Origin of the sequence: Pelagicoccus sp. SDUM812002, from assembly GCF_031127835.1 — a bacterium.
In the GTDB taxonomy this organism is placed as follows: Bacteria; Verrucomicrobiota; Verrucomicrobiia; order Opitutales; family Opitutaceae; genus Pelagicoccus.
On record NZ_JARXHX010000016.1, the window covers coordinates 56,649 to 82,219 of the forward strand.

18 protein-coding genes and 1 tRNA gene are annotated in these 25,571 nt (G+C 54.4%); 8 read left to right on the forward strand and 11 right to left on the reverse strand.

Annotated features, from left to right (window positions below; translation table 11 throughout):
* Positions 1 to 74 precede the first annotated feature (74 nt).
* From QEH53_RS18835 to coaBC, 3 genes are read left to right on the forward strand one after another with little or no spacing between them, the layout of a single operon-like run.
* Positions 75 to 2,138, forward strand: a complete 2,064-nt coding sequence (locus QEH53_RS18835; RefSeq protein ID WP_309024767.1) for a hypothetical protein — start codon at positions 75 to 77, stop codon at positions 2,136 to 2,138.
* Positions 2,135 to 3,928: a hypothetical protein gene (locus QEH53_RS18840; RefSeq protein ID WP_309024768.1), complete on the forward strand. Its 1,794-nt coding sequence runs from the start codon at positions 2,135 to 2,137 to the stop codon at positions 3,926 to 3,928. Before QEH53_RS18835 ends, QEH53_RS18840 begins: the two co-directional genes overlap by 4 nt.
* A 46-nt stretch (positions 3,929 to 3,974) precedes the next feature.
* A complete protein-coding gene (gene coaBC / locus QEH53_RS18845) occupies positions 3,975 to 5,171 on the forward strand; it encodes a bifunctional phosphopantothenoylcysteine decarboxylase/phosphopantothenate--cysteine ligase CoaBC (protein WP_309024769.1) in 1,197 nt (398 codons plus the stop codon).
* A 58-nt stretch (positions 5,172 to 5,229) separates the two neighbouring features.
* Here coaBC and QEH53_RS18850 read toward each other — a convergent pair whose 3' ends face one another.
* Together QEH53_RS18850 and aroC are read right to left on the reverse strand one after the other, a co-directional pair.
* A complete protein-coding gene (locus QEH53_RS18850) occupies positions 5,230 to 5,964 on the reverse strand; it encodes a hypothetical protein (protein WP_309024770.1) in 735 nt (244 codons plus the stop codon).
* 13 nt (positions 5,965 to 5,977) lie between these two features.
* On the reverse strand, positions 5,978 to 7,072 hold the full coding sequence (gene aroC / locus QEH53_RS18855) for a chorismate synthase (RefSeq protein WP_309024771.1): 1,095 nt from the start codon (positions 7,070 to 7,072) through the stop codon (positions 5,978 to 5,980).
* A 407-nt stretch (positions 7,073 to 7,479) separates the two neighbouring features.
* On the opposite strand from aroC, the gene QEH53_RS18860 reads away from it, so the two are divergent.
* On the forward strand, positions 7,480 to 8,388 hold the full coding sequence (locus QEH53_RS18860; RefSeq protein WP_309024772.1) for a mechanosensitive ion channel family protein: 909 nt from the start codon (positions 7,480 to 7,482) through the stop codon (positions 8,386 to 8,388).
* A gap of 40 nt (positions 8,389 to 8,428) precedes the next feature.
* Positions 8,429 to 8,632 carry a hypothetical protein gene (locus tag QEH53_RS18865; RefSeq protein WP_309024773.1) on the forward strand — a complete coding sequence of 68 codons (204 nt, stop codon included), beginning with the start codon at positions 8,429 to 8,431 and terminating at the stop codon, positions 8,630 to 8,632.
* A 129-nt stretch (positions 8,633 to 8,761) separates the two neighbouring features.
* Here the strand turns inward: QEH53_RS18865 and cysE are convergent, their stop codons facing one another.
* Positions 8,762 to 9,586, reverse strand: a complete 825-nt coding sequence (cysE, locus tag QEH53_RS18870; RefSeq protein WP_309024774.1) for a serine O-acetyltransferase — start codon at positions 9,584 to 9,586, stop codon at positions 8,762 to 8,764.
* 249 nt (positions 9,587 to 9,835) lie between these two features.
* Between cysE and QEH53_RS18875 the strand changes: the two genes are divergently transcribed.
* Entirely contained in the window at positions 9,836 to 10,864 is a 1,029-nt protein-coding gene (locus QEH53_RS18875; RefSeq protein ID WP_309024775.1) for a DUF481 domain-containing protein, read from the forward strand.
* 120 nt (positions 10,865 to 10,984) lie between these two features.
* Here the strand turns inward: QEH53_RS18875 and QEH53_RS18880 are convergent, their stop codons facing one another.
* The 3 genes from QEH53_RS18880 to QEH53_RS18890 all read right to left on the reverse strand — a co-directional run bounded on the left by QEH53_RS18880 (position 10,985) and on the right by QEH53_RS18890 (position 14,634).
* The gene (locus QEH53_RS18880) at positions 10,985 to 12,091 is read right to left on the reverse strand and encodes a crosslink repair DNA glycosylase YcaQ family protein (protein WP_309024776.1); all 1,107 of its coding nucleotides are present in this window, start codon (positions 12,089 to 12,091) and stop codon (positions 10,985 to 10,987) included.
* A gap of 67 nt (positions 12,092 to 12,158) precedes the next feature.
* The gene (gene feoB / locus QEH53_RS18885) at positions 12,159 to 14,381 is read right to left on the reverse strand and encodes a ferrous iron transport protein B (protein ID WP_309024777.1); all 2,223 of its coding nucleotides are present in this window, start codon (positions 14,379 to 14,381) and stop codon (positions 12,159 to 12,161) included.
* Between the two features lie 25 nt (positions 14,382 to 14,406).
* Positions 14,407 to 14,634, reverse strand: a complete 228-nt coding sequence (locus QEH53_RS18890; protein ID WP_309024778.1) for a FeoA family protein — start codon at positions 14,632 to 14,634, stop codon at positions 14,407 to 14,409.
* A gap of 83 nt (positions 14,635 to 14,717) precedes the next feature.
* On the opposite strand from QEH53_RS18890, the gene QEH53_RS18895 reads away from it, so the two are divergent.
* Both QEH53_RS18895 and QEH53_RS18900 read left to right on the forward strand, forming a co-directional pair.
* On the forward strand, positions 14,718 to 14,879 hold the full coding sequence (locus QEH53_RS18895; protein ID WP_309024779.1) for a FeoB-associated Cys-rich membrane protein: 162 nt from the start codon (positions 14,718 to 14,720) through the stop codon (positions 14,877 to 14,879).
* A 177-nt stretch (positions 14,880 to 15,056) separates the two neighbouring features.
* Positions 15,057 to 15,141: transfer RNA gene (locus tag QEH53_RS18900), tRNA-Leu, on the forward strand.
* 416 nt (positions 15,142 to 15,557) lie between these two features.
* Here QEH53_RS18900 and QEH53_RS18905 read toward each other — a convergent pair.
* The 5 genes from QEH53_RS18905 to pelA all read right to left on the reverse strand — a co-directional run bounded on the left by QEH53_RS18905 (position 15,558) and on the right by pelA (position 25,562).
* The gene (locus tag QEH53_RS18905) at positions 15,558 to 17,132 is read right to left on the reverse strand and encodes a nucleoside hydrolase-like domain-containing protein (protein WP_309024780.1); all 1,575 of its coding nucleotides are present in this window, start codon (positions 17,130 to 17,132) and stop codon (positions 15,558 to 15,560) included.
* A 48-nt stretch (positions 17,133 to 17,180) separates the two neighbouring features.
* Positions 17,181 to 19,844: a nucleoside hydrolase-like domain-containing protein gene (locus QEH53_RS18910; RefSeq protein WP_309024781.1), complete on the reverse strand. Its 2,664-nt coding sequence runs from the start codon at positions 19,842 to 19,844 to the stop codon at positions 17,181 to 17,183.
* A 22-nt stretch (positions 19,845 to 19,866) separates the two neighbouring features.
* On the reverse strand, positions 19,867 to 21,285 hold the full coding sequence (locus QEH53_RS18915; RefSeq protein ID WP_309024782.1) for a nucleoside hydrolase-like domain-containing protein: 1,419 nt from the start codon (positions 21,283 to 21,285) through the stop codon (positions 19,867 to 19,869).
* A 90-nt stretch (positions 21,286 to 21,375) separates the two neighbouring features.
* On the reverse strand, positions 21,376 to 22,761 hold the full coding sequence (locus tag QEH53_RS18920; RefSeq protein WP_345785742.1) for a nucleoside hydrolase-like domain-containing protein: 1,386 nt from the start codon (positions 22,759 to 22,761) through the stop codon (positions 21,376 to 21,378).
* A 68-nt stretch (positions 22,762 to 22,829) separates the two neighbouring features.
* On the reverse strand, positions 22,830 to 25,562 hold the full coding sequence (gene pelA, locus QEH53_RS18925; RefSeq protein WP_309024784.1) for a pectate lyase: 2,733 nt from the start codon (positions 25,560 to 25,562) through the stop codon (positions 22,830 to 22,832).
* Positions 25,563 to 25,571: the final 9 nt, after the last annotated feature.

The window sequence follows — 25,571 nt, forward strand, 5'->3', positions numbered from 1 at the left end:
TCAATTTGCCCTCTCCTCTCCCACCCCTATCCTAGAGTTTCGTTACTCTACTTTAGAAACCCTAGCCAATCGCAATGGCAGCCACGGCCATCTTTAACCTCTCGCTGAGACTCACCCTAGTCTCGCTCGTGATAGTAGGCGCCTACCTCTTGGGAGATGCTATTTCTCCTGCAGTCACGCTTGCATCCCGTACAGCCTCCGAACCTGCTCCAAACGAGTTCGACCTCCTTCCAAGTGCAAGTACCTCCGACGCACTCAGGCTACTCGAGGAGGCATTGGAGTCGGGCAACGAATTCCTTGTCCACTACACAGCAGCCTACCTTGCCAAACGGCTCGATGTCCCCGAACTCTCAATACTTCTCGATACAAGTTCCAAATTCCAACACCCGCACAACTCGGTCGCTCGCGTCATCCTCGGCATCGAACTCGCCTATCGCTCGCCGGAAACCCTCGCGTCCCTGTTGAAAGAGGGCAGCTCTCAGCTACAAGACCGATTGGACACGAGTACTCTCTTCCGCTACTTCTCCAAGTCCCATCCCGAGTCCGCATTCGATCTCGCTCGTTCCTTGGAAGAGCCGCATCGCGGTAGAGCTTTTCAAGGCATACGCACCTCGGAAAATCGAAGGGCCGAAGACCTGCTTTCGTCCTACCAACATTCCCAAAACGAGCAACGTCGCCAAGAGTCATATCAAATCCGACGCGACTCCATCGTCGCCGCCATAAAGGACGGCAGCTACCTCCAGGACCCCGAAATCTTCCACCAGGAATTCGTGAACGCTCTGTATCGGCACGGTGAAGAGGCCTTCGAAATCGCCCAGAAAATAGACAGTCCTGAAGTTCGCTTCAAACTGCTCCGCACTCTATTGAACCAGCCATGGGAGCCTTCGTCTCTCAAACGACAGCTCGACACCATAGCCAACTACCAAATCGGTGAATCAGCCTTCTCACCCAGCGCCCGCAATAGCCTATATTCGAACTTGCTTAAAAACTCCGAACCGGAGCTTCGCCCCGCTATCCTCGATTGGCTGGAAACCAATTTGACTCGAGACCAGCAGAACTCGTTTCTTCCCAATTCCTTCAACATTGCTACGGACTCTCCTCTCGAATTCCTCAATTCCCCTATTCTTCAAGAGGCTCCACCCTCGGTTCTCAAAAATCGACTCATGCGGAGCGCCCTAGCGCACCTAGCCAGCGAAGATCTTGATACTGCACTCGACTTCCTCACCCAGTACTCAGACACCGATCAGGCCGAGAACCTCCTGGCTTCCCTCGTCGTTCCCGCGTTCCAGAACACTTCTCTGGAGGTAGCGACCACCCTCTATCGTGAACTAAAGACACAAACCGCTCGTCAACAGGCAATCGACGGTCTCGCCAATACACTAGGAAGAGCCAACCCCGTCGAATTTGTTCAGTGGGCCTCCCAAAACACAAATCCCCAAATTTTTGATACAGCTATCTATAACGTCGCGTATCATTGGGCGAATCAGAACCCCGAGGAGGCGGCAGCGTTTGCGGAAAACCTTCCCGCAAGCGACGCCAAACGAAACCTGCAGATCAACGTAGGTAGAAAGTTGTCTCAGTACTCGCCCCTCGCCGCTATCGAGTACGGACTCACCCTTGAAGATTCGCACACCCACTATGCAATCTTAAACAACGCAGCGTTCGAGTGGGCCAAAGTAGACCCAAAGGAGAGTGCACAATTTTTCGTCGAAACCCTCGAGACCCCGCCCAGTCCCAACCCCAACCTCCCGGTTGAATACTACCAAATCGAAAGCCAAATCGCTTCGATCTTTCTGAACACTGCAGAAGCCTGGTCTACTTTCTCCCCAGAAGATGCTACCCGCTTCTTCGCCCTAACGACTAACCAAATGGCCGTCTCCTCGGGCTTTCCTACCAGCTTCGACAAATGGGTAGCGGAGGACGAATCCGCAGCTCTCGACTTCATAACGAAACTCGACACTTCCCGCTACTCGGATGGAGCCCTCTCAAGCATCGCGAGCTCCATTTCCCTCATCACTCAGTACCCAGAAATCGCATACAAATTGGCAGCGGAAGTATCAGAACCCGAACACGCCGAAGCGACACGGATCACCATTCAAAACGCGGTACGAATTCACCAAGAAAGGCAGCAACAGTGAAAACGCTTTACGCTGTCGCCCTTTCGATTGCAGCCCCCTTGGCACTGTGGCTCGGCTATCGGCGGTCTCTACCTGAAGCTTCACCCCCTCCCCTCGGCGTGGAGAACGCTCCTCTTTCCGATTCCCAAAACTCGCCTAAGGATCTATCGGATGAGCTTATATCTCGCTCCCGACTCAGCGCTGAAGATGGTATCCAAAAAATTCACTCTTGGATGGAGAGCAGTGACGCCCTCGCCAATCAATTCCCGCTCTACGACGCTATCGCTCGGCTCGAATACGGGTCGTTCCCATCGATTGCCGCCCAACTGAGTGCCCTAGATTCTGAACCTGCCAGAGAAGCGCTCGCTGTACTCTACCTGCGTTGGCGAAATACAGACCCCTTTGCTCTCGCCCGCTACCGCGAGCAACAACAACCCTCGGGAAAGAACGAACCGATGACGCTTCAAGCCTTGATTGAAACCCAAAGCTACTTAAATGAAGCCAGCACCTTCAAACAGTTTCTGGTGGCCGCTTTAAATGTATCGCCAAAAGGCGCCTACAAGCAGCTCGACCAAATCACCGATTACGAGGCAGCGCAAACGATCCGTCTAGAGGCTATCGCCCACATCTCCCGCTCAGATCCGCACTTAAGCCTAGATCTCCTTCGCGACCTGTTTCCAGATTACAAATACAAACAAGCTGCGGGCAGCTATCAGGCCTTGTCCCAAATAGGACATAACCTGATTGGTAAAAGCCCGTCAGATCTAACCTCTTGGTACGAAAGTCAAAATCGAGACAGGCTCTCCACCGAGATAATAAGGAAGCTGCTCGAATCCTCTGGAACTAACAGCATCGCAACGCTCGACCTCGCTGCACTACTTCCTCCTTCACAAGACCGTGTTGCATTGCTCAATCGCCAGCTTCCAAATCTAGCTAGAGAAGATTGGGATGGGGCGATCGCGTGGCTTGAGCAAAACTTGGACAGTAATTCGAAGCAAGCTGCCCTCAGCGCTCTTGCTGGCTCAGGCGACAGCAAGTCGCGCAATAAACGCGTCAAGTTGCTCGAGCAAATTACATCCCCACAGCTTCGAAACCAAGCCACACGCCAACTCGTCGCCAACTGGGCCAGAGACGATCTTCAGGCTGCTATCGATTGGTCTCGCGGCCTCAGTTCAAATTCTCAAAAGCAAATTGCCCTCAATTCGATAGCTCCAATCTGGATCCAGCAAGATCTCGACGGGTTCGACCGCTTTATCGAGGACCTACCAAATTCAAAATCGAATTCAGATCTCCGAGATACTTTGCGGGGCCACCTCCATAGTTTTCGGCTCTATTCGCCCTCAGTACCCACACTCGAAACCTCGGGCAAATCTCAACAAACCAAAACGCACCTAATCGCCCAACATACCACGGAGCTTCTCTACGACGACCCGCAGAAAGCGCTCGATATCCTCGTCGAACTTTACGCCACTGACCCCGATTCTAGCGCGCAAGCCACCGCTAGCATCGCACGCCGATGGGTGGAATTTGACCCGGTATCGGCTGGGCAAGCTATCCTCCCTCTCGGCGGCAAACGAACAGCAGACTCGCTTTCTGTCATATTTAATAACGTAGCCAGGAGCTCCCCTGAGGATATTATTCCGCTACTAGAGCTCGTCGCCGACAATCGGCAGCGCGAGACAGCAATTCAGCACCTCACCTTCCACGCCGATCTCGTAGCCACCCGTCCAGATTTGTTCGACCAGATGCTACAACTCTTGGATGCTGCCCCCAGGGAAGAGCAAAGGCAGGCCGTCCATTCGGCTCCCTAAAAAATCACTTCCAATTCACCCCCCACTCCTCACCATCGGCTTTCCCATGTCATCCCTCACTGGAAAAAGAATCACACTCATCATCACAGGCAGTATCGCCGCTTACAAAGCGATCGAGCTCATTCGCCTGCTCACAAAGGCGGGCGCTGAAGTGGAAGGTGTACTCACCAAAGGCGGTGCCGCTTTCATCACCCCGCTCTCCGTCGAAGCTCTCACCGGCAAGAGAGTCCACACAGAAATGTGGGACGAACATTCCTATGAGATGAACCACATCGAGCTCTCCCGTCGAGCCGACCTTATCGCCATCGCCCCCGCCACCGCTGGCATTATCGCAAAGATCGCCAATGGCATCGGCGACGACCTCGCTTCCTCGGTCTTGCTCGCCAGGAACAAGCCCATCCTGCTCGCTCCCAGCATGAATACGGAGATGTGGGAAAACGCCGCATTCCGTCGTAACCTTGCTCAAGCGCAAGCCGACGGCGCTATACTGGTCGCCCCGCAGACCGACACCCTCGCCTGTGGCGAGACCGGAATCGGAAAAATGGCGGAGCCTACGAGCATTTTTGACGCGATCGAGACCCACTTTCGATCCGCCGAAACCTTGAGCGGCAAAACCGCCATCGTCACCTCCGGAGGCACTATCGAACGCATCGATTCGGTCCGCTACATCAGTAATTTTTCATCCGGCAAACAAGGCAATGCTATCGCCCTCTCGCTCGCCCAATCAGGGGCCAAAGTCTCTCTTGTAGTTGGCAACACCAAAGAACACGCTCCCAAACACCCAAACATTGAAATCATTCCTGTCGAATCCGCCGAGGACATGAAGGTTGCCGTCGATGCGAAGCTACCTGCCGACATCTTTGTCGGCTGCGCCGCTGTCTGTGACTTTCGCGTATCCAACAAATCGGACAAGAAGCTAAAGAAAGAAGCCGGTCTCGACCTCCAATTCGAAGAAAATCCCGACATCGCAAAAAGCGTTGGCACCTTAAGAAAAGAAGAACGGCCCCATCTGGTCATAGGTTTCGCTGCTGAAACCGACGAACTTATCCACCACGCGCAGAAGAAGCTAGTGAGCAAAGGCTGCGATCTCGTGGTCGCCAACGACGTGAGCCAAGGAGCAATCTTCGGCCAAGATCAAAACACCGTCCATTTTGTCACAAGAGAGTCGATACAAACGCTCGACACCTTGCTTAAATCGAAAGTCGCAGACGCAATAGTCGACTGGATACGGGAGCGGCTTTAAAAGCTGAGTTGCTTCTGCGGAGAAAACCCGCAAGACAAAGTCCGATCTACTCTAATATCTACAAGAACGCTCCAATATCCGGGAGCTCTTTCGCCCTTTTGCCGCCAGATGCGGTTTTCAGATATGGGTCCTTCGTAATATCGCCAGCGATATCATCTTCCCACGCTTCTTCTTCGTCATCATCGTCGAAGACTTCAGGCTCGTCGAAAATGCGACTAATGCGACGCGACTGTGTATCCAAAACGAGCGATGGATTTCCAACTCTCCCTTTCTTCACGTATTCCCAAAGGCAGGGAAAGCACTCTTCCTCGTAGCGGTCGAGGAAGACCTTGATTTCCTTGTTCCCAACCTTCTCGCGTCGAGAAAGTAAAACGACATCCGAAAAATGGATACAGCATGCAAACCAAGGAGACGCTTCTTCGTTTCCAATCGCCAAGTCGCTATGCAGTACAGTGATCACGCGACCTAGCTCGCAGCCGCCTTCGGGGAGCCAGCCGTGAAAAGCTTCGACGAAATCCGAAGGATCGCCCCGTCCGTCAGCCACCACAAATACGAGATCCGTGGCTTCATCGACTTCCAGCGCGAGCTTGCCCGCTTCAAACGAGTAGGCAGCCTGCGTCACCTCGCGGTGCTTCACTTCGAAATCGGATGCCACTTCTCCAGCGTCATCCGAGCTGTGAAACAGAGCTGACTTTTCTTCATCCGACGTGCCAAACTCAATCAAGTCTGCGATCACGCGAAACTGGTCGGAGCCCTTACAGCCGAGTATGAGATAAACGATTGGCTTGGCCATCTTCAGTCTTCAATTAAGCTTCGAACGTGAAGAGGCGGTTCTGCGCATGCTGGCGCATCATGTGATCGACAATCACCAGATTCGCCATCGCTTCCACTATCGGTATTGCGCGCGGCACTACACAAGGGTCATGGCGACCACGGCCCATCAAAGTCGTCTCCTGACCTTCGAGATCGACCGTGGCCTGCTCCTGCAGGATCGTCGCCGTCGGCTTGAAGGCGACTCGGAATACCACCTCTTCTCCATTGGTGATCCCCCCTTGCACGCCTCCCGATAAATTCGTCTTGGTTCGCACCTTGCCGTCTCGGTTTTCAAACAAGTCGTTGTGTTCCGATCCCTTCAAGAGAGTTCCCTCAAAGCCACTACCGACTTCGAACCCCTTGGTTGCGGGGAGCGAAAGCATCGCTTTCCCGAGATCCGCTTCGAAACGATCAAAAACGGGTTCGCCCAATCCCACGGGGAGATTGCGTATCCGGCATTCGACGACGCCACCAACGGAGTCTCCTTTGGATCGAGCTTCCTTGATGCGATCAATCATCGTTTCCGCAGTCGCCGCGTCTGGACAACGAACGATGTTGGCTTCAATGGAAGCTTCGGAAATCTCCACGCCCTCCGGCATAGAAATGTCATGGATGCGAGAAACGTACGCGAGCGTTTCTACCTGAGAGGTGAGCTTGAGAATCTTCTTGGCGATCGCGCCCGCGGCCACCCGGCCGATCGTCTCGCGAGCTGAGGAACGTCCTCCGCCTTCTGGATTCCGGTGGCCGTACTTAGTCTGGTAAGTGAAGTCGGCGTGCGAAGGGCGAAACTTCTCCTTCATCTCGGAGTAAGCGCCGGGGCGAGCATCCTTGTTGAACACAAGCATGGAAATCGGTGTTCCCGTAGTCTTGCCTTCGTAGACACCAGAAAGGATCTGTACCTGATCCGCTTCCTTGCGAGGAGTCGTGATTTCGCTCTGCCCAGGGCGTCGGCGATCGAGCTCGGGCTGGATGTCAGCTTCGCTGAGCGGAAGATTCGGGGGGCAACCATCGATCACAACGCCGACGCCGCCTCCGTGGCTTTCGCCCCAGGTACTGATTGTGAATAGCTTGCCGAAAGTATTAGGCATGGGCGGGACTGTACGAAGGAGCACCCACGAATCAAGCCACGATACGTAGCATTTCTGTCGGACGGATCACTCCAATCCAGCATCGAGTCCTGCCTGCCGAGCCCGGCTTGGCACGGCATTTGCGGGAGAATTCGTCAAGAATACTGAATGGCCATCCTCTCCTGAACCTTTTCCCGTTAAAGCGGGTTCCAAACCAACTTCCTCATTGCAAAATGCATGACCACGCGAGCGAGCGCTTCCGCAGCCTGCACGAAGCAAGACTCTCTCTCAGACCTCACCCGACAAATGGAGCTGAACTCCTTCTGTCCTGCTGCATATGCTCCTCTCAAACAGAGTCATAGAGTGGCTCCTGAACTAGCTAGCAAAGATCCCCGATCGAGTCCTCCGACCTCAAAGTTTAGTAGACGATGAACGACACTGCCGCATCATTTGAAGACGCCTATAACATACTGTCAGAAAAGCTGACGCGCTGGTACGAACTCCTCGTCAGCCACCTTCCGAACGCCGTCGCTGCCCTCGTTATCTTCGCTATCTTCTTCGTACTGGCCTCCGTCAGCCGTCGCATCGGTCAACGACTCTTCGCCCGCGCCTTTGACACTGGGGCGATCGCCCAATTGATATCGACTATCCTGAGAGTCGCCGTGCTGCTGGTGGGCCTCTTCATAGGTCTCGGTGTTCTCGGGCTACAAAAGACGGTCCTAAGTCTGCTCGCTGGCGCAGGTATCGTAGGTATTGCCCTCGGCTTCGCATTCCAAGATCTCGCAGAAAACCTGATCGCAGGCATTACCATGGGCATCCGAAAGCCCTTCAAGACTGGCGACCTCATCGAGACGCACGGCGAGCTCGGGCATGTAGCGAGCCTAAACCTTCGCAACTCGATTCTCATTAACTTCAGCGGCCAGCGGATTATCATTCCCAACAAGCACGTTTTCCAAAGTAAGCTCGTTAACTATTCGCAGACCGGCGAGCGCCGCATCGAGATCGATGTCGGCGTCTCCTTCGATACTGACATCGGAAATGCGGCCGAGATCGCCCAGGATGCGATACGATCTCACTGCGGCGACTGGCTTCACCCCCAAAAGGACGTGGAAGCTTTCGCACTCAGATTTGATTCGTCTAGCATCTCGCTATCCGTCCGCTACTGGATAAAGTATCCAGGTGAACAATCTTACTTCGCCGCAATTCACGAAGGCGTCAAAACCATCTCAGAAGCTTTCCGGGATAACGACATAGAAATCCCGTTCCCTATTCGCACACTCAAAACCAGCGAAGATCTCTCGCTAAATATCGAGCAACGCGAACATGCTAATGCCTAACAGACAACCAACTCACACTAACGTTTAACCACAGAAAACTATGAAAACCGAAATCAAGACACTACTCACCAGCCTCTTTGCATCCGCATTCATTTTCGCCCTAGCAGGCTGCAGCGATAACGATGTTGGAGACGACCTCGAAGATGCCGCTGACGAAGCAAAGGATGCCACCGAAGAGTTGGCCGACGAAGCGAAAGAAGCCGGAGAAGATATCGCCGACGGCGTCAAAGACGCTACGAACTAGCTAACGCTCGCCTAGCCGATCGCAGAGAGTCGACTTCGGCAGACCGACAATTACAAAAAAACAAGGGCAGCGACCTAAGTCGCTGCCCTTTTGTATCCTAATTATAGATACTCTTATTCCGAGTACTTACTACACTTGGTAGTCCAGAGGCTGCTCGTCGAGCGAATCCTCACTATCGATTTGCTGGTTCATACCGAGCGCGGGAGAGGTTTCGCCGCATGTGCCGATCGACCTAGCTGGCACACCCACCACCGTGCAATGCGGCTTGACCGAACGAAGCACCACGCTGCCGGCGCCGATCTTGGCGCCCTCGCCGATCGTGATGTTGCCCAAAACCTTCGCGCCCGCGGCGATAAGGACTCCGTTGCCCACCTTCGGATGGCGGTCGCCACGCTCCTTGCCGGTACCGCCCAAGGTCACGTTGTGCAGCAGCGAAACGTTGTCTCCTACTACAGCGGTCTCACCGATCACCACCCCTGTGGCGTGATCGATCAATATCCCCTTTCCGATAGTAGCCGCCGGGTGTATGTCCACACCAAAGGTCCTCGAAATTAGGGACTGAAGATAGAGGGCCAAGGGACGGCGCTCGTCGCACCAGAGATGATTAGCAAACCGATAAGCGGACAACGCGCTAAACCCCTTGAAAAACAAAAAAGGCGAGAGGTATCCATTCGCAGCGGGATCACGATCGCGAACCGCTTGAAGGTCGATACGGATCGCCTCGCGCAACTTCTCGTCCTCCCCAAAAATTTCGAGAAAGAGATCTCGCAGGGTGATGCTTGGCAGAATCTCGTCCTTCAATTTAGAGGCCAAGGTGTAGCTCAAGGCCGCCTCGAGCGATTTTTGCCCGAGAATGGTTTCCTGCAGGTAGGCCACCAACAAACGCTCCGAGTCCGCGGCTGCTTCCGCTTCCTCGCGAAGTGCTTTCCAAATTGCTTCCAGTTGTTCTGTCATATCGGCCTTTCCCAGTTGGAACGCGGACAGTAGGAGCCGTACTGCGCCGCGCCAATTGAAATTTCCAGAAGCATCGGGCACTGAACCACTTCAAAGAGGGCATTCCAGAGGCTCTTCATAAAAGTGTAAATGTTTGCGGCACAATAGACAACGAGCTCTCCCGACCGAGCCGGAAATGGCAATCTAACACTGGACTTTTGCGAATTTGCCCTTTGTTTGAGGCCTCGAAATTCAAACCAACTATAAAAAATGAAGCTATTCCCTGTTCTAAGCGTAGTTGCTGCCCTTCTCGCTAGCACTGCAACTGCAGACACTATCGTCACTACAGGCGGTTCTACAATCAACGGAAAGATCCTCGGCATTGACGGAGGTAAGATTTCAGTGAAGACAGACTTCGCGGGCAAGATCATCATCGATCAGAAGCGAGTTGAATCGATCACGACCGACGACGAGGTCTCTCTTTCTCTAGAAGATGGCACCGTTGTCCAAGGTCCAGTTAGCGGCCAAGACGGAACAATCCTGGTCCAGGGAGCAAACGGAAATATAACCAGCACCATATCCGCCATCGACGAAACTTGGATGCCTGGTCAGAAGAGCCCCACCGAGATTGCCGCTGAGCGCAAGTGGGCCTACGAAGCAGCATTCGACCTGACAGGAAAGAACGGAAATCGCAGCTCTACCGGTCTCGGCAGCCGATTCCGCGCTACCCTCGATGGTGAGCAAGACACACTCGCCTTCTTCGCTCGCGTCAACTACCAAGAGGTCGACGACGAAAAGAGCGCGGACGAAGCCCGCGGTGGCGTCGACTACTCCAACAAGTTCGGGAAGCACTACAACTGGTACGTGCGCACAGAATTCGGCTATGATGCCATTAAGGAAATCGACCAGTTCTTCACGGTCTCCGCCGGCTTTGGATATGTATTCACCGACACGGACACTCGCAAGCTTAGCATCCGCGCTGGTCTCGGTTACCTCTCCGAAAACTACGGTGAAGACACCACCCTCATGGACGTGGGCGCCGCCAGCTTCGACTTGGGTTTGAGCCACAAGGAAACCTTCGAATTCGGGACTTGGACCAACCGCGCCACCTACACCCCTACCCTCGAAGATTTCGGAAACTTCCGCCTCATCTACGACACAAGCTTCGATTTCCCTCTCAAGTCCGATGCGTGGAGCGTGCGAACAGGGGTGAACTTCGACTACAACAGCGAAGTCGAAATCGGCGACGAGGAGCTCGATACCACCTACTATATACGCATGGTATTGAAGTGGCTCTAAGCTAACTCCGATCACATCACTCACTCAACAAAGCCGCGTCCCTCCAAGGTCGCGGCTTTTTCGTGCGAGCTCATCCGGTCCTAAGAACTATGATCTTCTTTAAAGAGGACGAACTGATCACTATCCGTCAGTGTGCGAAATTTCCCAAGATCCGCTCTCCAAACCTAGAAAAACGGCCATCGCCTCCACTTCCTTCTCTGCAGCCACTCGGTACGCCTTACCTTTCGGACGCTTTCCCGCATATCCAAACTCCGTATCCAAACGTCCAGAATCTACCTTGGCATTCGCCCAACCTATCACCTGACCTTTCCACAAAACGGGCATTGCATAGTAGCCACGCTCACGTTTCGACGCCGGTACATAGGCTTCGAACCGGTAGGTCCATCCCCACAGCTGCTCGAAGCGATTCCGATTACGTACCAACGGATCAAAGGGAGCCAAGATTCGAACCCGATCCGGATGGTCAGTCACCAGCCAGTCTTCTCGTATCCATAAATAGGCCACACCCTCTACCACAACCTCCTGCAGAGAACCGTCCTCGATCAGACTTTTCACCGCGGCGAGTCTGTCTTTTCGGTCCGGTAACAACCATCTGTGATATCCCAACTCAGTGAGCAAAAACCGTGTCGATGTCGGCCCGAAGACATGGGCCGTCGCAATTGCTAGATTCTTATACCGCTCGACGTTTAGTAGTTCCTTCTCGTCATCTAGAAACGGTACTTGATAGACGCGCACGCCATTCTCCCGGCGGCTTACTCTCAGCAATCCGCTGTCATGCAGCGAATCCAGAACGCGCTTCGTCTCCTTCGATTTGCCTCCCCAATAGTTCCTGACCGATTTCCTCCCAAAGCGCTCATCGAGATCACGAGGATGGACTTCGCCCAGTTCTCTCACCGCATTCAACACAGCTGTTTCCAATTTGCTCAATTTAGCGAGGGATCGCCCTCGCAGATTCCTCCACAATTCAGGCACCATAAAGCCATAAGCAAAAAGATACCCTTCCTCCGCGGCCATATCGGGAAACAGGCGTTCAAGGTCCCCAGCACGGTAATCCTGTACCCTTTGCCTTAGAATCAAATCCTGAGCCCGAGCTGGACAACGTATCGGATCCGCCTGCACGAACTGCATCCCACGCAAAGCCGTATTCAAATCCGAATACAAAGAAAAACTTCCCGCAACAACTCGCTTCCTGAAAGCCTGCAGGCTCAACTTTTCGACACCAACCATATGGACGCAAACCTGCGAAAGGAGGCGCAAAGCTGCGATTCAAATCGACCCTACAATAGATCTATCGTCACAACAAACTTCCAACTTGGTAAACGACCGTCGCGGCTATCCACGCCAGAGTCGTCATAAAAACGAAAGAGAACACACCGTACTTCCAACTCGTTTCCTGGGAAATCACGGCTACCGTCGCCCCACACTGTTGACACAGGGCGAAAAATACCATAATCGCCGACACAACTGGAATCGTGAAGATCGGCTGCCCAGCCTTCTCGCCTTCTTGCCACTTTTGGGCCGCCATCACATCGCGCAAATCGCTGCTCTCCTCATCCACATCTCCACCGAGGCTGTAGATGATTCCCAGGGTCGAAATAATAACCTCTCGTGCTGGAAAACTAGCGATCACGCCTACCGTAATTTTCCAGTCGAAGCCAGCCCAAGCAAAGACAGGCTGTACCGTTTTTCCAATACGTCCCAAATAGCTTTGCTCCACATAAGCTGAAGCGATTCTTCGATCCAACTGATCCGCCATTTCTTCGTCCGCCTCAAGCATAGCCAACGCGTCAGCTTGCGTAGTCCCCAAGGCATCCGCTTGGGCGGACGCAAATGCTGTCGTTGCGCTTTCCGCGACTTCCTCGCTCCGCGGGAAATAGAGCAAAGCCCAGATCACGATCGTGATGGCAAAAATCACCGTACCCGCGTTTCTCACGAACTCTTTGCCCTGGTTGTACATGCGCATGAGCACATCACGCACTTTCGGCACTTGGTACGATGGCATCTCCAGCACGAAAGTCTGTGGTGGAATTTTCAGCACGTATTTGTTCGCCACATACACAAAGGGCATAGCCACCAAAAGGCCGACGAAATGCATCGTAAACAGGCAAATACCCGCCACCGCCGCTCCATAGGTCGGTTCGATGAATGCCCCGATAAGGAGTACATATACCGGCAAACGCGCCGAACAGCTCATGAATGGAGCCAAAAGGATCGTGATCATTCGCGCCTTCGGATCCTGAATAGTCCGAGTAGCCATCACTCCCGGAATCGCGCAAGCATAGCTAGAGAGAAGGGGGACAAAACTCTTGCCAGACAAACCACACCAGCTGAAGAGCTTATCCATTAGGAAAGCAGCCCGCGCCATGTATCCAGTATCCTCCAGTAGGGTGATGAAAAAGAACAGGATCAGAATCTGTGGCAGAAAAATGAATACTGCTCCCACACCCTCAACGATTCCGTCAGTCGCCAAGCTCTGCAGCATCGGCCATTGTACAAGCCAGCTACCAATTTGATCCTGGATCATACCCTTGCCCGCATCGATAAGGTCCATGAAAGGTCCTGCCCAACTGTAGACCGATTGGAAGACTACATACATCAAACCCAAGAAAGCGAACAAACCCCACACCTTGTGCGTCAAGATGGAATCGATCGACTCACTTCCGCTACCGGTTCGGGTAGTGTCGATTTCGATACAACTTGCCACCTTCTCCTTGATGTGACGATAGAGAAGCACCGTCTCTGCATTGCTAGGATTGAGCCCCCCTTTGAACAGCATTTGCCGCCCCGCGTCGATAGCGGCTCCTGCCTGTTCATCGGTAGCTCCGAGTCGCTTGAAGAAGCTGCGATCCTCGTCGAAGACGCTGCGGTGCAGTACCGCATTCGTCGCTGCCGGACGGACAGACTCTGGCAGCGCGTCGCGAGCTGCGTTTAGCGCTTTCATCACGGACTCAGGCCACTTTGCCTCCGTCACGTGCGGCTTGGAGACCAAGGCCGCAGCCATCACTTCCTTTAGTTCTGTGATCCCTTCCGCTCTAGCCGCTGAAATTGGAACCACGGGAACCCCTAGAGCTTGTCCCAGACCCTCGATATCGATCTTGATATTCTTCTTTCGGGCTGAATCCCAGTGATTGACAGCCAACACCATCGGAATCCCCAGCTGAGCTGTCTGGTAAGCCAGAAACAAGTTCCGCTGCAGATTTGTGGCATCTACGATAAAAAGGACGAGATCAGGGCACTCGAGCGACTCGACCTCACCCATCAAAGCATCGACCACCACACGCTCATCCGGCGAATCCGCAGCCAAGCTGTAAGTTCCAGGCAAGTCGATGATTTCGGCCACATTCTTGCCGTAGATCATCCGGCCCACCTTACGCTGAACCGTAACCCCCGGGTAATTGCCTACCTTTTGACGTAGCCCCGTGAGGCAATTGAAGAGCGTGCTCTTGCCCGTATTTGGGTTTCCGAGAAGAGCGATTCGCGCGACGCCGCCCTCGGTCGGGATAATTCCGTTTGCCACAATCTAAATACGTCGAGGCTCTAAACTAAAGGGCCTGAACCGTGATTTGAGCAGCGTCCACACGACGAAGGCTAAGATGACGGCCATCCACCTCCAAAGCGATCGGGTCGCCCAGCGGCGCCGCCTTCACAAAACGCACCATCGTCCCAGGCATCAGCCCTAGCTCCATCAAGCGCCTCGCAGCGGAGAAACGAGGCAAGTAGCAGCTGATACGGGCAGTCTGGCCCTGAGTGAGATCGTTAAGCGTTTTCAATTTTATGCTCCCAATAAGATTTGATGCTTGTTGAGATCGAGTTTCAGTATAGATTAGCGGAAGTCAACTTGCATTTTAGCCAAATGAATAGCCCAACCGAAACTGCAGTCGTAATCGTCATCGTTCTCCTCGCCGGAGCCTACCTGACGCGACGCTACCTGCTCAAGCAGCGCCAGTCTAAAGACTCGTCCTGCGGCGGCAGTTGCGGCTGCTCAGTCAGCAAGCCTAAGATCGCCCAAAAGTAAGCCAAATGACGGCGAGCCACTGCCTCGACGACCCGAGCAGGAAGCTCTGCAATTCGCAGGCGATAACTGGATTCAGAGCCGAACTGATTCCGTGCGGTCGGAGCAAAGACGACTCCCAGCAATAACGGCTTGCGCAGGGCCAATAATTCATTTTTCGTCTGGCCCTTCTCAACACTGGCCCTGGTGGTGGAATTGGTAGACACGCATGACTCAGAATCATGTGCCGCGAGGCGTGGGGGTTCGACTCCCCCCCTGGGCACCAGTGCTTGTAGTTGCGTAGCTACGGGTTGGAGCGCACGACTTTCAATTTAGGGATAGTGTTGTACGGCGGTCGTGCAATAGCTCCCCTACGCAACAGATTAGAAGACGAAGAAACCGGGGGCAAGCAGCCCGCCCGCGAGACGTAGAACCAAGTCTTCTCCCAAACTTCCACTTCAATCCATCCAAACCCCTACAATCCAACGCCTCCCTCCAGGCTTGGAACCAGATAGCATCCCCGGTTGTTGTCCTTTTATGGGCTCAGACTCGCCTTTGCAGCTACGACGCTCCGACCGAAGCCCCCTTTTCCGAACGAATGTCCTTCAACTCCCAATCGGTTCACATTTCGAACAATACCGTCATGCTACTACTCTCCCATCGCTTCTCCGAGGCTCATCCCTTCGGAAGGTCCCAACGAATCTACTCCGTCACCTTTACGATTGCCCGGCGGTAAGCATACAATTCAGGCGAGCCGCTGTCGTAGACCTTCAGGACAATATGAATACTACTTCCGGCTGCATCCTCCGGAATCTCAACGGAAGCGAGGCGTGAAAAGCTATCCCGAATCACTACGGGACCGTCGAACGAACTCGGCTCCCTGTAGAAAACCCATTCATAGCTCAGCGCATCGCCGTCAGGGTCACTTGAACCCTCAGCGCTGAGTTCCAGAATCTCGCCTACCGCCGCTTCTATTTCCAAGACCTGCCGCGTCATGTCTTCATTTAAGACCGCAACGGGGAAGTGGTTCGCATCCTCGAAGTTCGGCGTAATGCTCCAGTCCATACGAGCTGCCAAGCTGTTATGGATAGCCTCTAGCCAGCGTTTGATCGACTCGATGCCCTCCTCCGTGTCCGTCAGCATCTCATAAGGATCGTAGAGCGTTTCGTCCACCCCGCTCCGGATTACGATATCCATCGTACGGATACCAGCCTTCTTGTCCCAAGAAAAGCGACCGCCCCAGCCCCCTTGATCGATCTCGTTCGGATCGTTCAGACCGCGGGCCATCAAGTGCATAAACGCAGGAGAATCCCCTTCAGTCGCCCAGCGGCGGTCACGGTACTTGGGTCCGAGCGGACCGTGGCTTTGCACGTGCTCCGCTACCCACTCGTCGCTTGGGGCCCAACCGTAGATCGACTTGGTGCGGATATAGGTCAGCTCCGGAAAGGTCTTCGCCATCCAAGCGCCCGTATCGCATTGGCCCAGTATATCGTAGATGCGGATCTTGTGGATGAATCGCGCGAATTCCTCAGGCGAGCGCGTGTGGTGAACCTTCCAGATCGCTTGAGCGATTGTGTTGGTGCCGCCCCACGCATTGATCCAAACCGGACGCGGATCGTCCTTGTCTACTACCGAAATAATCAGCTCGGACCCTTCCGAATCCTTGCCTTCCCCGACCCCTTTAAGCAACGCCTCCTTCTGTCCCGTCGCGAGGATCGACCGCAGGTAGTCCGCGCTTGGATACCCGTCAGCGTGAGTCCTCAGATTCGGGAGGCATTCCTCGTAGGCCTCGACGATGGAAAGCGAAAGGTCCTTCGGACGAAAGTAATCGTCCAGCCAAGCGTATCCGATCACAAAGCCCTCAAGCTCAAACTCGTTGGACGCCACCAACAGATGCACCATCGACTGCTCGTCGTCGGGATCCTCGCCGCCGATATCGGTTGTCACTACCAAGCGCTGCTTTTGCGCCTGTAGTTCGATCTCCATGCCTTCCGTATTCGCCAGAGAGATACGTTTCTCCTTCCTCCAGTAGCGATCCTCTTCGAACTGCAGCGTCACAAAATCGTCCTCCGGCCGATCCGCTGGTACTGAAAGAACAAATTGGCCCTCCGCATTCGATCGGGTCAACCGATCGGCCCCGGTGGCGCGGACTTCCACGCCGACAATCGGCAGGGCGGTCGCGCTATCTCGCACCACACCGCGGATCTCTCCGGCGTTCATTTCAGAGAAAGGCGCGACCAGCACCAAGGCAGTTAGCAGGATAAAGATTCGGTTCATAAGCGTGGTTCGGTTAAGTTAAAAAGCTCTCCGGGGGGTTCCATCAATCTACTCAGACACCTTCACGATTGCTCGGCGATAAGCGTACAAATTGGGCGCGCCGTCGTCGTAGACTTTCAGGATGATGTGTAGGTCATCTCCGACCGCGTCTTGCGGGATCCGCACCGTTGCGACGCGCGAAGAACCATTGCGGATATCGACCGGGCCATCAAACGAACTCGGCTCCTCGTAGTAGGACCATTCGTAGCTCAGCCCGTCCCCATCCGGATCGCTCGATCCCTCGGCCGAGAGCGAAAGCTCCGAGCCAGCCCGAGCGGATAGTTCAATGATCCGCTTGGAGCGGTCGCCATTCAAAATAGCGACCGGATGATGATTCGCGTCCTCGTAATCGCTTGTAATGCTCCAGTCCATACGCGCTGCGAAGTCGTTGTTGTACTCGGTCTCCCAGCGCTTGATCGACTGCCCACCTTTCGGCGTATTTCCGTACATGTAGTAAGGATCGTAAGACGGCTCGGCATCGGAATCGATTTTGGCGACCTCCGACATACTGCGGATGCCGGCCTTCTTTTCGGTTTCGAAGCGACCGCCCCAGCCGCCTTGGCCAACGGCTTCGGGGTCGTTCAAGCCATTTGGATACACATGCATAAAGGCAGGCGTATCGCCTTCGGTCGCATACTTGCGCTCGGGGTAAACCGCCCCGAGCGGACCGTGACTCTGAATATGCTCCGCTAGATGCTCGTCCGACGGAGCCCAGCCGTATACGCCAGTGGCTCGAATGTAGAAAACCTCCGGAAAATTCTTGGCAATCCATGCTCCCGCGTCGTCCTGCCCAAGGATATCGAAAAGACGGAGCTTGCTCAAAAACTCCTGAAACTCGGTCGGCGTTCGCGTCTCGCGCGCTTTCCAAATCGCTTGCGCGGCGATGTTCATGCCACCCCAGCCCATCACCCAAACGGGGCGCTGGTCGTCCTTGTCGACCGCTGCGATGATCATGTCGGAGCCCGGACTATCCTTGCCCTCGCCAACATCGCCCATGCCATAGCCTAGCTGCCCCATCACGGAAATCGATCTCAGGTATTCCGGCGCAGGGAATCCGTCGGCATGTACGTCCAAATTTGGATACGCTTCTCCGTAGGCATCGACGATCTCGTCGAGCATGTCCGTATTCCTTTGGTTCTTTCTCCAACAGCCGGTAGATACGACGAGTCCCTCGATATCGAACGCGTTCGCCATCACCAACTGCCGCACGAGAGATTGCTTATCATCCGGATCGGCGCCGAGATCGGTCGTATTGACGACGCGCGGCTTGTATCCGGGATCCGCCAGTAGCGATTCCCGCCCTTCCCAAGCCGCTTGCATGTCCGCGAGAAATTGGCTGCCGTCCCCGTCGAATTGCACCACAGTACGTTTGGCGACTTCAAAAGCGCCGACCGTATCCGCGTCGTAGGCCGGCACTTCATACCCGATCCCGTCGAAGTAACGAATATCCGCCGCGCTCTCCCAATCCTTCCTCGGCACGCTGCTCGAAATGAAAAGGTGCTTGTCTTCGTACAAGCCGACGACCCCTTTCATCGTATAACGATCCTGGGGCAGGAAAGCCCAATTCACCACCAGGTCCTGCTCAGGAATCGCTGCCTGAAACCAGTCTCGATTGTCCTTTACCTCCACATCTGGATACGTCGCCGCAATATAGTCCCGCAGCCAGATGTTGAACCAGAGCTCCCTTTCGGCGTGAGCCGCCTGATTCGGCGGACCGACCGGACTGAAAGGTTCCACCAAACGCTGCTCGATGAAGCGGCTGATTTCCTTGTGCCCTTCCTTGTCATGAAACCCAAAAACCGCTACCGGATCCGTCCCCGTGAGGGAGCGATTGTCGTTGGGCCAAGTGCCGACCCGACCGTAGCTTACGACTACCATGTTATCCTTCTGCACGTAGGACTCGCCTCCGATGCCTTCCGGCAAGTTTGTCGCCCCGATATAGAGGACCTGGGTATCCTTGGGGTCCGTATCCAAAAAATAGATAAACGGCGAAAAACACTCTGTAAGGCTGCACAATTGCCCATTTTCCGTTCCGTCCTTGAAGACCCATTTGTCCACCTCCGGCCCTTCCATCTCGCCTCCGATCGGCCCCTCGAACAGAAACGCGTAGGCATCGTCGGCCCTCAGCACCTTGATAGCGATATGACTGGGAAAGAAATGATACTCGAGTTCATAGGTCTCGTTGGCGGATCTCATGCGCAGGTGCTCCCCCTTCAGCATACCCTGGGCATCGAACGCGAGATCCTCCCCGTTCTCGTCAACCCACCGCGTCGAAGAGCCGCTCGGTCGCTGAGGATGGTCGAAATTGCCATTCCCGAAGTTCGGCCAGCCGCGATACTCGTGCTTGCCCGTGCCGCGCGGCGAAAGGTTGTAGCCCTTGTCCGCGTCGTTGCCGATCCAATCGTTGCCTGCGTGATCGAAAGCGCTGCTGAATCCGGTCTTGCCATCCGTTTCGCCGGTCTCGAAGTACCAGGTCCCATTCCCGGCCGCGATCTTCCAACACCAGTTTTCGAAATGCATCACCCGAGTCACCACCACCTTGTCAGGGAACAGCGAATACGGAGTGCCGGCAATGGCTTCATTCTTCGCAGATGACAGTGCGCCCGTTCCTAGGGCAACGATTGCCAACAGCAGCGATAGCCTGCTTGTGCTCTTGTGTCGTTTGTTGTTCATAAAACGTATTGCTTGAAGGATCTCACTCCACTACATCGATGATGACTCGTTGGTACCGCGTAAGACGCGGCGAACCGTGGTCGGTGACGGCGAGGATGATATGCATGGTGCCGGTGCCCGGCGGCATGACGCGGCTGGTTTTGACCTCGAGCCAGGCTTCGGGTCCGTCGAAACCGTGAATGTCGTGCTTGTCGCCCGTGCGGGCGTTTGACATGCGACGCGTGCCGGGCTCTTCGTAACAGAACCATCGATACGACAGAGCGTCACCGTCAGGGTCGTAGGAGGAAACCGCGCTCAGATCGATCCGTTCGCCTTGCTTGGCCTTGATATAGTTCGGAATGTCGAGCTGCACAATCGGTGGATGGTTCGCTTCTTCATAAGGTTTAATTGTCCAGTCCATGCGAGCGGCGAAATCGTTTTGATAGGCTTCGCGCCAACGCCAGATCGTCGCGTGATTGGTGGTGTGCCACTCGCCGTCGTTGCCGAGCACCTCGTCCTGAACGTTGGTCCAGATGGGACGAGTCTCAGGTTCGAGAAACCACTTTTCCGTCTTCGGCGTGTAAAGCTCGTAGCGGCCACCCCAACCTCCCCAGTCCGGACGCTCGGGCACGCTCAGACCGTTGTTGATTAGGTTAAAAAAGGAGGGAGTATCGCCTTCCATCATGAACTTCCATTCTGGATACACTTCTCCAAGAGGACCATGGCTGCGCACGTGTCGATCGAGCCACTCGTTGCTGACCAGGTCGAAATCTGCGCCGCCAAACCGGCCGTGGAAGCGGTCGCCCCCGATAGCGATCCAGGTGGCGTGGTGAAAGCCGCCCCCCGCGTTCACGCCAGGAGTGACGATATAGAAGAGTTCCGGAAATTCCTTTCGGATCCAAGGACCGGAATTGTCCTGATCGGAGATCGCGTATACCCGCAGTTTGGATACGAACGCCGCCAATTCCTCCGAACTTCGAGTCTCCCGGACTTTCCACAGGGCTTGAGCCAATACGTTGGGACCACCCCAAACCGCTACCCACAATGGGCGCGGATCGTCGCGATCGACCGCGTCGATTAGCAGCTCCGATCCCTCGGAATCCTTCCCCTCGCCCACCGCCTCCATGTCCCCCAGCGGCAAGCCGCTAGCGATGCGTTCCTTCAAATACGCTTCACTTGGAAAGCCAGGCTCATGCAGTTCAAGGTTGTCGCGAACTTTGCCATACGCTCCGACTTTCGAGTGAAGGTATTGCGGATTCACCGGACGCGTCGCCCCTCCCGGAGGCGTCGCCACCAAGCCCTCGATGTCGATATGGTTCGCGTAAGTCAGAAGGCGTACCAGCGACATCTGATCGTCAGGATCGCCACCGATATCGGTTAACACTAAGAGGCGCTGCCTCTCCGACGCGGTCAAACAGCTTAGGAACACAAGAGTCAGAACAAGCGTAAAAAGTTTTTTCATGGTAAATAAAAGTAGCGCGGAGCTTTAGCCCGCGTTTTCGAATAATTGATCCCGCAAAGCGGTCGCGGGCTGAAGCTCCGCGCTACGAAATTACGGAGTCACCTCCACAATCACGCGCTGATAACGCGTCAGCGCAGGGCTGCCCTTGTCGGTCACCGCTAAAATAATATGCAGGTCCCCGGGACGGGCGTTGTTCTTGGCAGGCACTTGCAAAACAGCTTCCGCCTTGTCATGACCTTCGATTACGACAGGGTAACCTGTACGAGCCCGCTCAGTGGCGTAGGAGCCTGCTTCGTTGTAAGCGAACCAATGATACGTGAGTTCGTCTCCATCGGGGTCGTAGCTTCCGACCGCACTCAGCGGAACCTTGTCGCCGATTCGAGCCTTGAGCCGATTGGAGTGAGCTAGCACGGCGACCGGTGGGTGGTTCGCCTCTTCGGGGGACTTGATCGTCCAATCCATACGAGCCACGAAATCGTTTTGGTAGGCCTCCCGCCAACGCCAGATCGTCTCGTGGTTGCCCGTATGCCACTTGCCGTCTATTCCGAGAACCTCGTCATCCGCATCCGCCCAAAACGGACGGGTCTCTTCTTGCAAGAAGTACTTCTTCCAGCGTGGCGTGTAATATTCGTAGCGACCACCCCAACCGCCCCAGTCGGGTCGCTCTGGATTGCCGAGTCCATTGTCCATGAGATGCAAAAAGGTCGGAGTGTCCCCTTCCATTAGGTATTTAACTTGCGGATACTGTTCACCCAATGGTCCCTTGCTGCGAATGTGTTCGTCGAGCCAAGGATTGTCCACGATCTCGAAATTAGCCCCGTCGCAGCGGGCATGGAACTCGTCTCCACCGATTCCGCTCCATGTCGCGAAGTGATAGCCGCCCCACGCATGAAAGCCGGGACTGGCAATGTAGAACAGGTCGGGAAACTGCTCCCGCATCCACGGACCGCTATCGTCCTGATCGGAAATAGTATATACTCGCAGCTTGGATATGAAGGCTTTCAACTGAGAAGGCGTACGCGTTTCGCGTACCTTCCAAAGGGGCTGAGCCAGAACGTTTGGACCACCCCAAACAGTCACCCATACAGGGCGAGGGTCATCGCGATCGACCACTTCGATCAGCCAATCGGAACCGGTGGAGTCCATTCCCTCGCCCACTGCATTCATCCCATAATCAGTGCGTCCTTCCTTGGTCACAGAGTGCAAATACTCCTCACTTGGAAAGCCGGGCTCGTGCAACTCGAGATTGTCGCGTACCTTTCCATAGGCTTCGACGATTTCCTTGATTCGCCACGTTGCGATCTCGTGCTGCTGGTGAACGGAAGTCGTGGCGACTAAGGCCTCCACGTCCCATTGGTTTGAATACACGAGAAACCGCACCAGCGACATGGCATCGTCCGGCTCGTTCTCGATGTCAGTTAATACGAATACGCGGGGTTTTTCTCGAGCTTGCATAGAAAAGGCGAGTACGGACATGGCGAGGGCTAACAGGGGTAAAATGAGTTTATTTTTCATATTAGAGTAGGTGGCATCTCTTTAGGGCTTCAAAATTTCGCTTTCCATTTCGGGTATTCTTCCTTCAACAGTTTCGCTGGCCAATCACCGTGATAGCCATAACCACTGCGGCGTTCGTAGCCGATCTCTGAAAAGTCATAACGAAACACTGAATCTCGATCGAGATAGAGAGGTCGATTCGTCTCCAGTTCATAAAAGCGAGCCCACAGTCCTTCTCCTTCAGGATCTTCGACCAACCAACGCTCAGTTCGTCCATCGCCACGGCGAGCCGACTCAAGGCGGACGCCTTTCATCTCGACTGCCTTTAGCCAAGCAACTGCACCTTCGATCGCCTCCACGACTTCCGCCGACGGATCTTCGATTGACATCAAGTACCGAACAACGCCAACCGACTCCTCGCCTGAAAGCGATGGCGGCTCATAGGCCCGAGCCCAAGCCGGTTCCAAAGTCATCTCGTGATGCTGAGCGCACCAGCCGGTAAGCTTCCCATTTTGTCTAATTTGGGATTTCAAAATACATTCAAGCCCAAGCTCCAAGGCTGCGCGGGCGCGATCCTTTCGCGACGCGTCAACAAAGCCGTATGTGTCATCTCCAGAAACAACGTACTTAAGCAGCTCCATCACGCGCATCATCGCTCCATCGTTATAAGTGATACGCGAGTAATACTTGTCGCCACGAAGCGGCCAAAACTGCGGCCACCCTCCTGTCTCATATTGAGCCGCAAACAAATAGTCCAAACCACGATTGAAAGAATCGATGTAAGCCTCTTCGCCCGTTGCATCTGCCACCTTAGCGATAAACTCCATCGGCACCGTCGTCGCATCGTTATCAAAGCTATTCGCTCGGCCGCTACCCGGTTGAGGAATATCGCCGATAGTAAGCGGAGGCCGTGCGAGGTCCGTGCTCTTGGGCCAACCGCCTTGGGGCGATTGATACTGTATTACTGAATCAGCAATCGCTCGCGCCTCTGCTGAAGTAAACCAGCTGTCATCGTTTTTCAGCAGACGATTACTCCACAGCCTTCGGTCCTTAATCCCCGGGGTAAACGCCTTCTCAAGGTACGCCTCGATCAAAGCTGTCATTTCATTGTGGTTACGAAATGCAGGAGCGAAGCCGATCACGCAAACATGCTCGTTACCGCTCATGCCGAAGGTCTTGTATCCACGATCTCGGCCCGTACGACCAAAACTGTACAAATCCATATTGTGCATTCCATTCGGGCGGATTTGGCGATGGTTTTCGTTGGGAGCATCGTCCTCTGGAGTCTTCGCTAGAAACAAGAAGTTCTTCGCCTTGGGATCTCCGAGATAGAGCCACTCGGGCGTGATGTCGTCGAACTCCCCGCTCGGGATGCGCTTCTTCCCATCGGCGGTTACGAAGTAGTCCTCTTCATCTGCCTGCCCACCAACAACAGACTCAAGCAGGAAGCAATAATCCCCCTCAGACTTCAGTACCTTCACCGCTATTCTGTCTGCAAGAAAGTGATACTGAAACGTGAACGTTTCGTTACTCGATTCCAGAATAACGACTTCGCCCTCCGTCACGCCGTCAACGATCGTTGTGGTCGAACCACTATCGCGACCCGCATGTCCAAAGTTTTCAACACTATTTGGGAAGCCTCGAAAGTCTCCATTCGGTCCGGGAGGCATATAGGAAGCGATCCAGTCGTTTCCTTCGTTGTCGATCAAACTTTTGAGGCCGGACACGCCATTGTCCTTTTCGAAATAGGCAGTCCCCATTTCCATCTCGATCTTGTAGCAGCCAACGCCGGCCCACTGAACTTCGCTGAGCCGAACGCGAGCGTTGGACTCAGACACAGGGATCAACTTCAAATGATCAAGATTGGCCAAGCCCTCAGGCCCCGTGGCTGAAAGTCTAATCACATTCTCTCCAGCTGCCAAAGAAACAGATTGATACATCTCCTTGTAAGTCCAATGGGTCCAATGTTCGGTCGGAGTAAACTTCAGAGAGGGATCGACCACTTCTCCATTTACCGAAACCTCGGCCGGTCGCGTATCCGGTTTACCATGCACGTATCGAGCATGGAGCCTGTACTCACCTGCATCCGCGACATTGAATCTCACCTCTACATGACTGCCCACATGGTTATCCGTATCCACATATCCCTCACCAGTGAATCCAGTATGCGGCCCCTCGTGTTCTGCGATAAAGTTCCAACAGCTGTGATGGTCAATCTTCCCTTCGTGCAAGCCATCCTCCGCTTCAAGCACCTGAATGCGCGGCAATTCCCCTTCGCCGACCTCACGCAATTCAGCCACCTTAATATAGTCTGTATTGCCAAGCCCCCCTTCGTTCAGCGCCACCAAACGTATCAGATTTCTCCCCTGCTCCAGATCGACCACCGTAGAATCCCGATTAAACGCGGGCAAGGCCTTGTTCTGTGGCAATTCCAACACAGGCCCCTCTACTCCGTTTATCCAGAGCTGCCCCGGTCGTGGATCTGGCTTTATATGGGTGTACCGAACCGTAACCTTATGCGGTCCCGTCCACAATGCGTCGTAGGCGACTTCAATAAAACTCCCGACCTCGTTGGGTGTATCGACAAATCCACTACCGGAGAAAGTAGAATGCGGCTCGTCCGTCAGCATTACATTGTGCCAGCAACTATGCTTGTCCACCCAGCCGGTAAAATCGCCGGACTCGGCTTCCACAATGATGGGTTCAGCTGCAAACGAGTCGACGAACATAGCACAGGGCAATGCGACCGCTGCAACTATGTGGTTTCTGAGATGAATTTGCATGAATTTTGG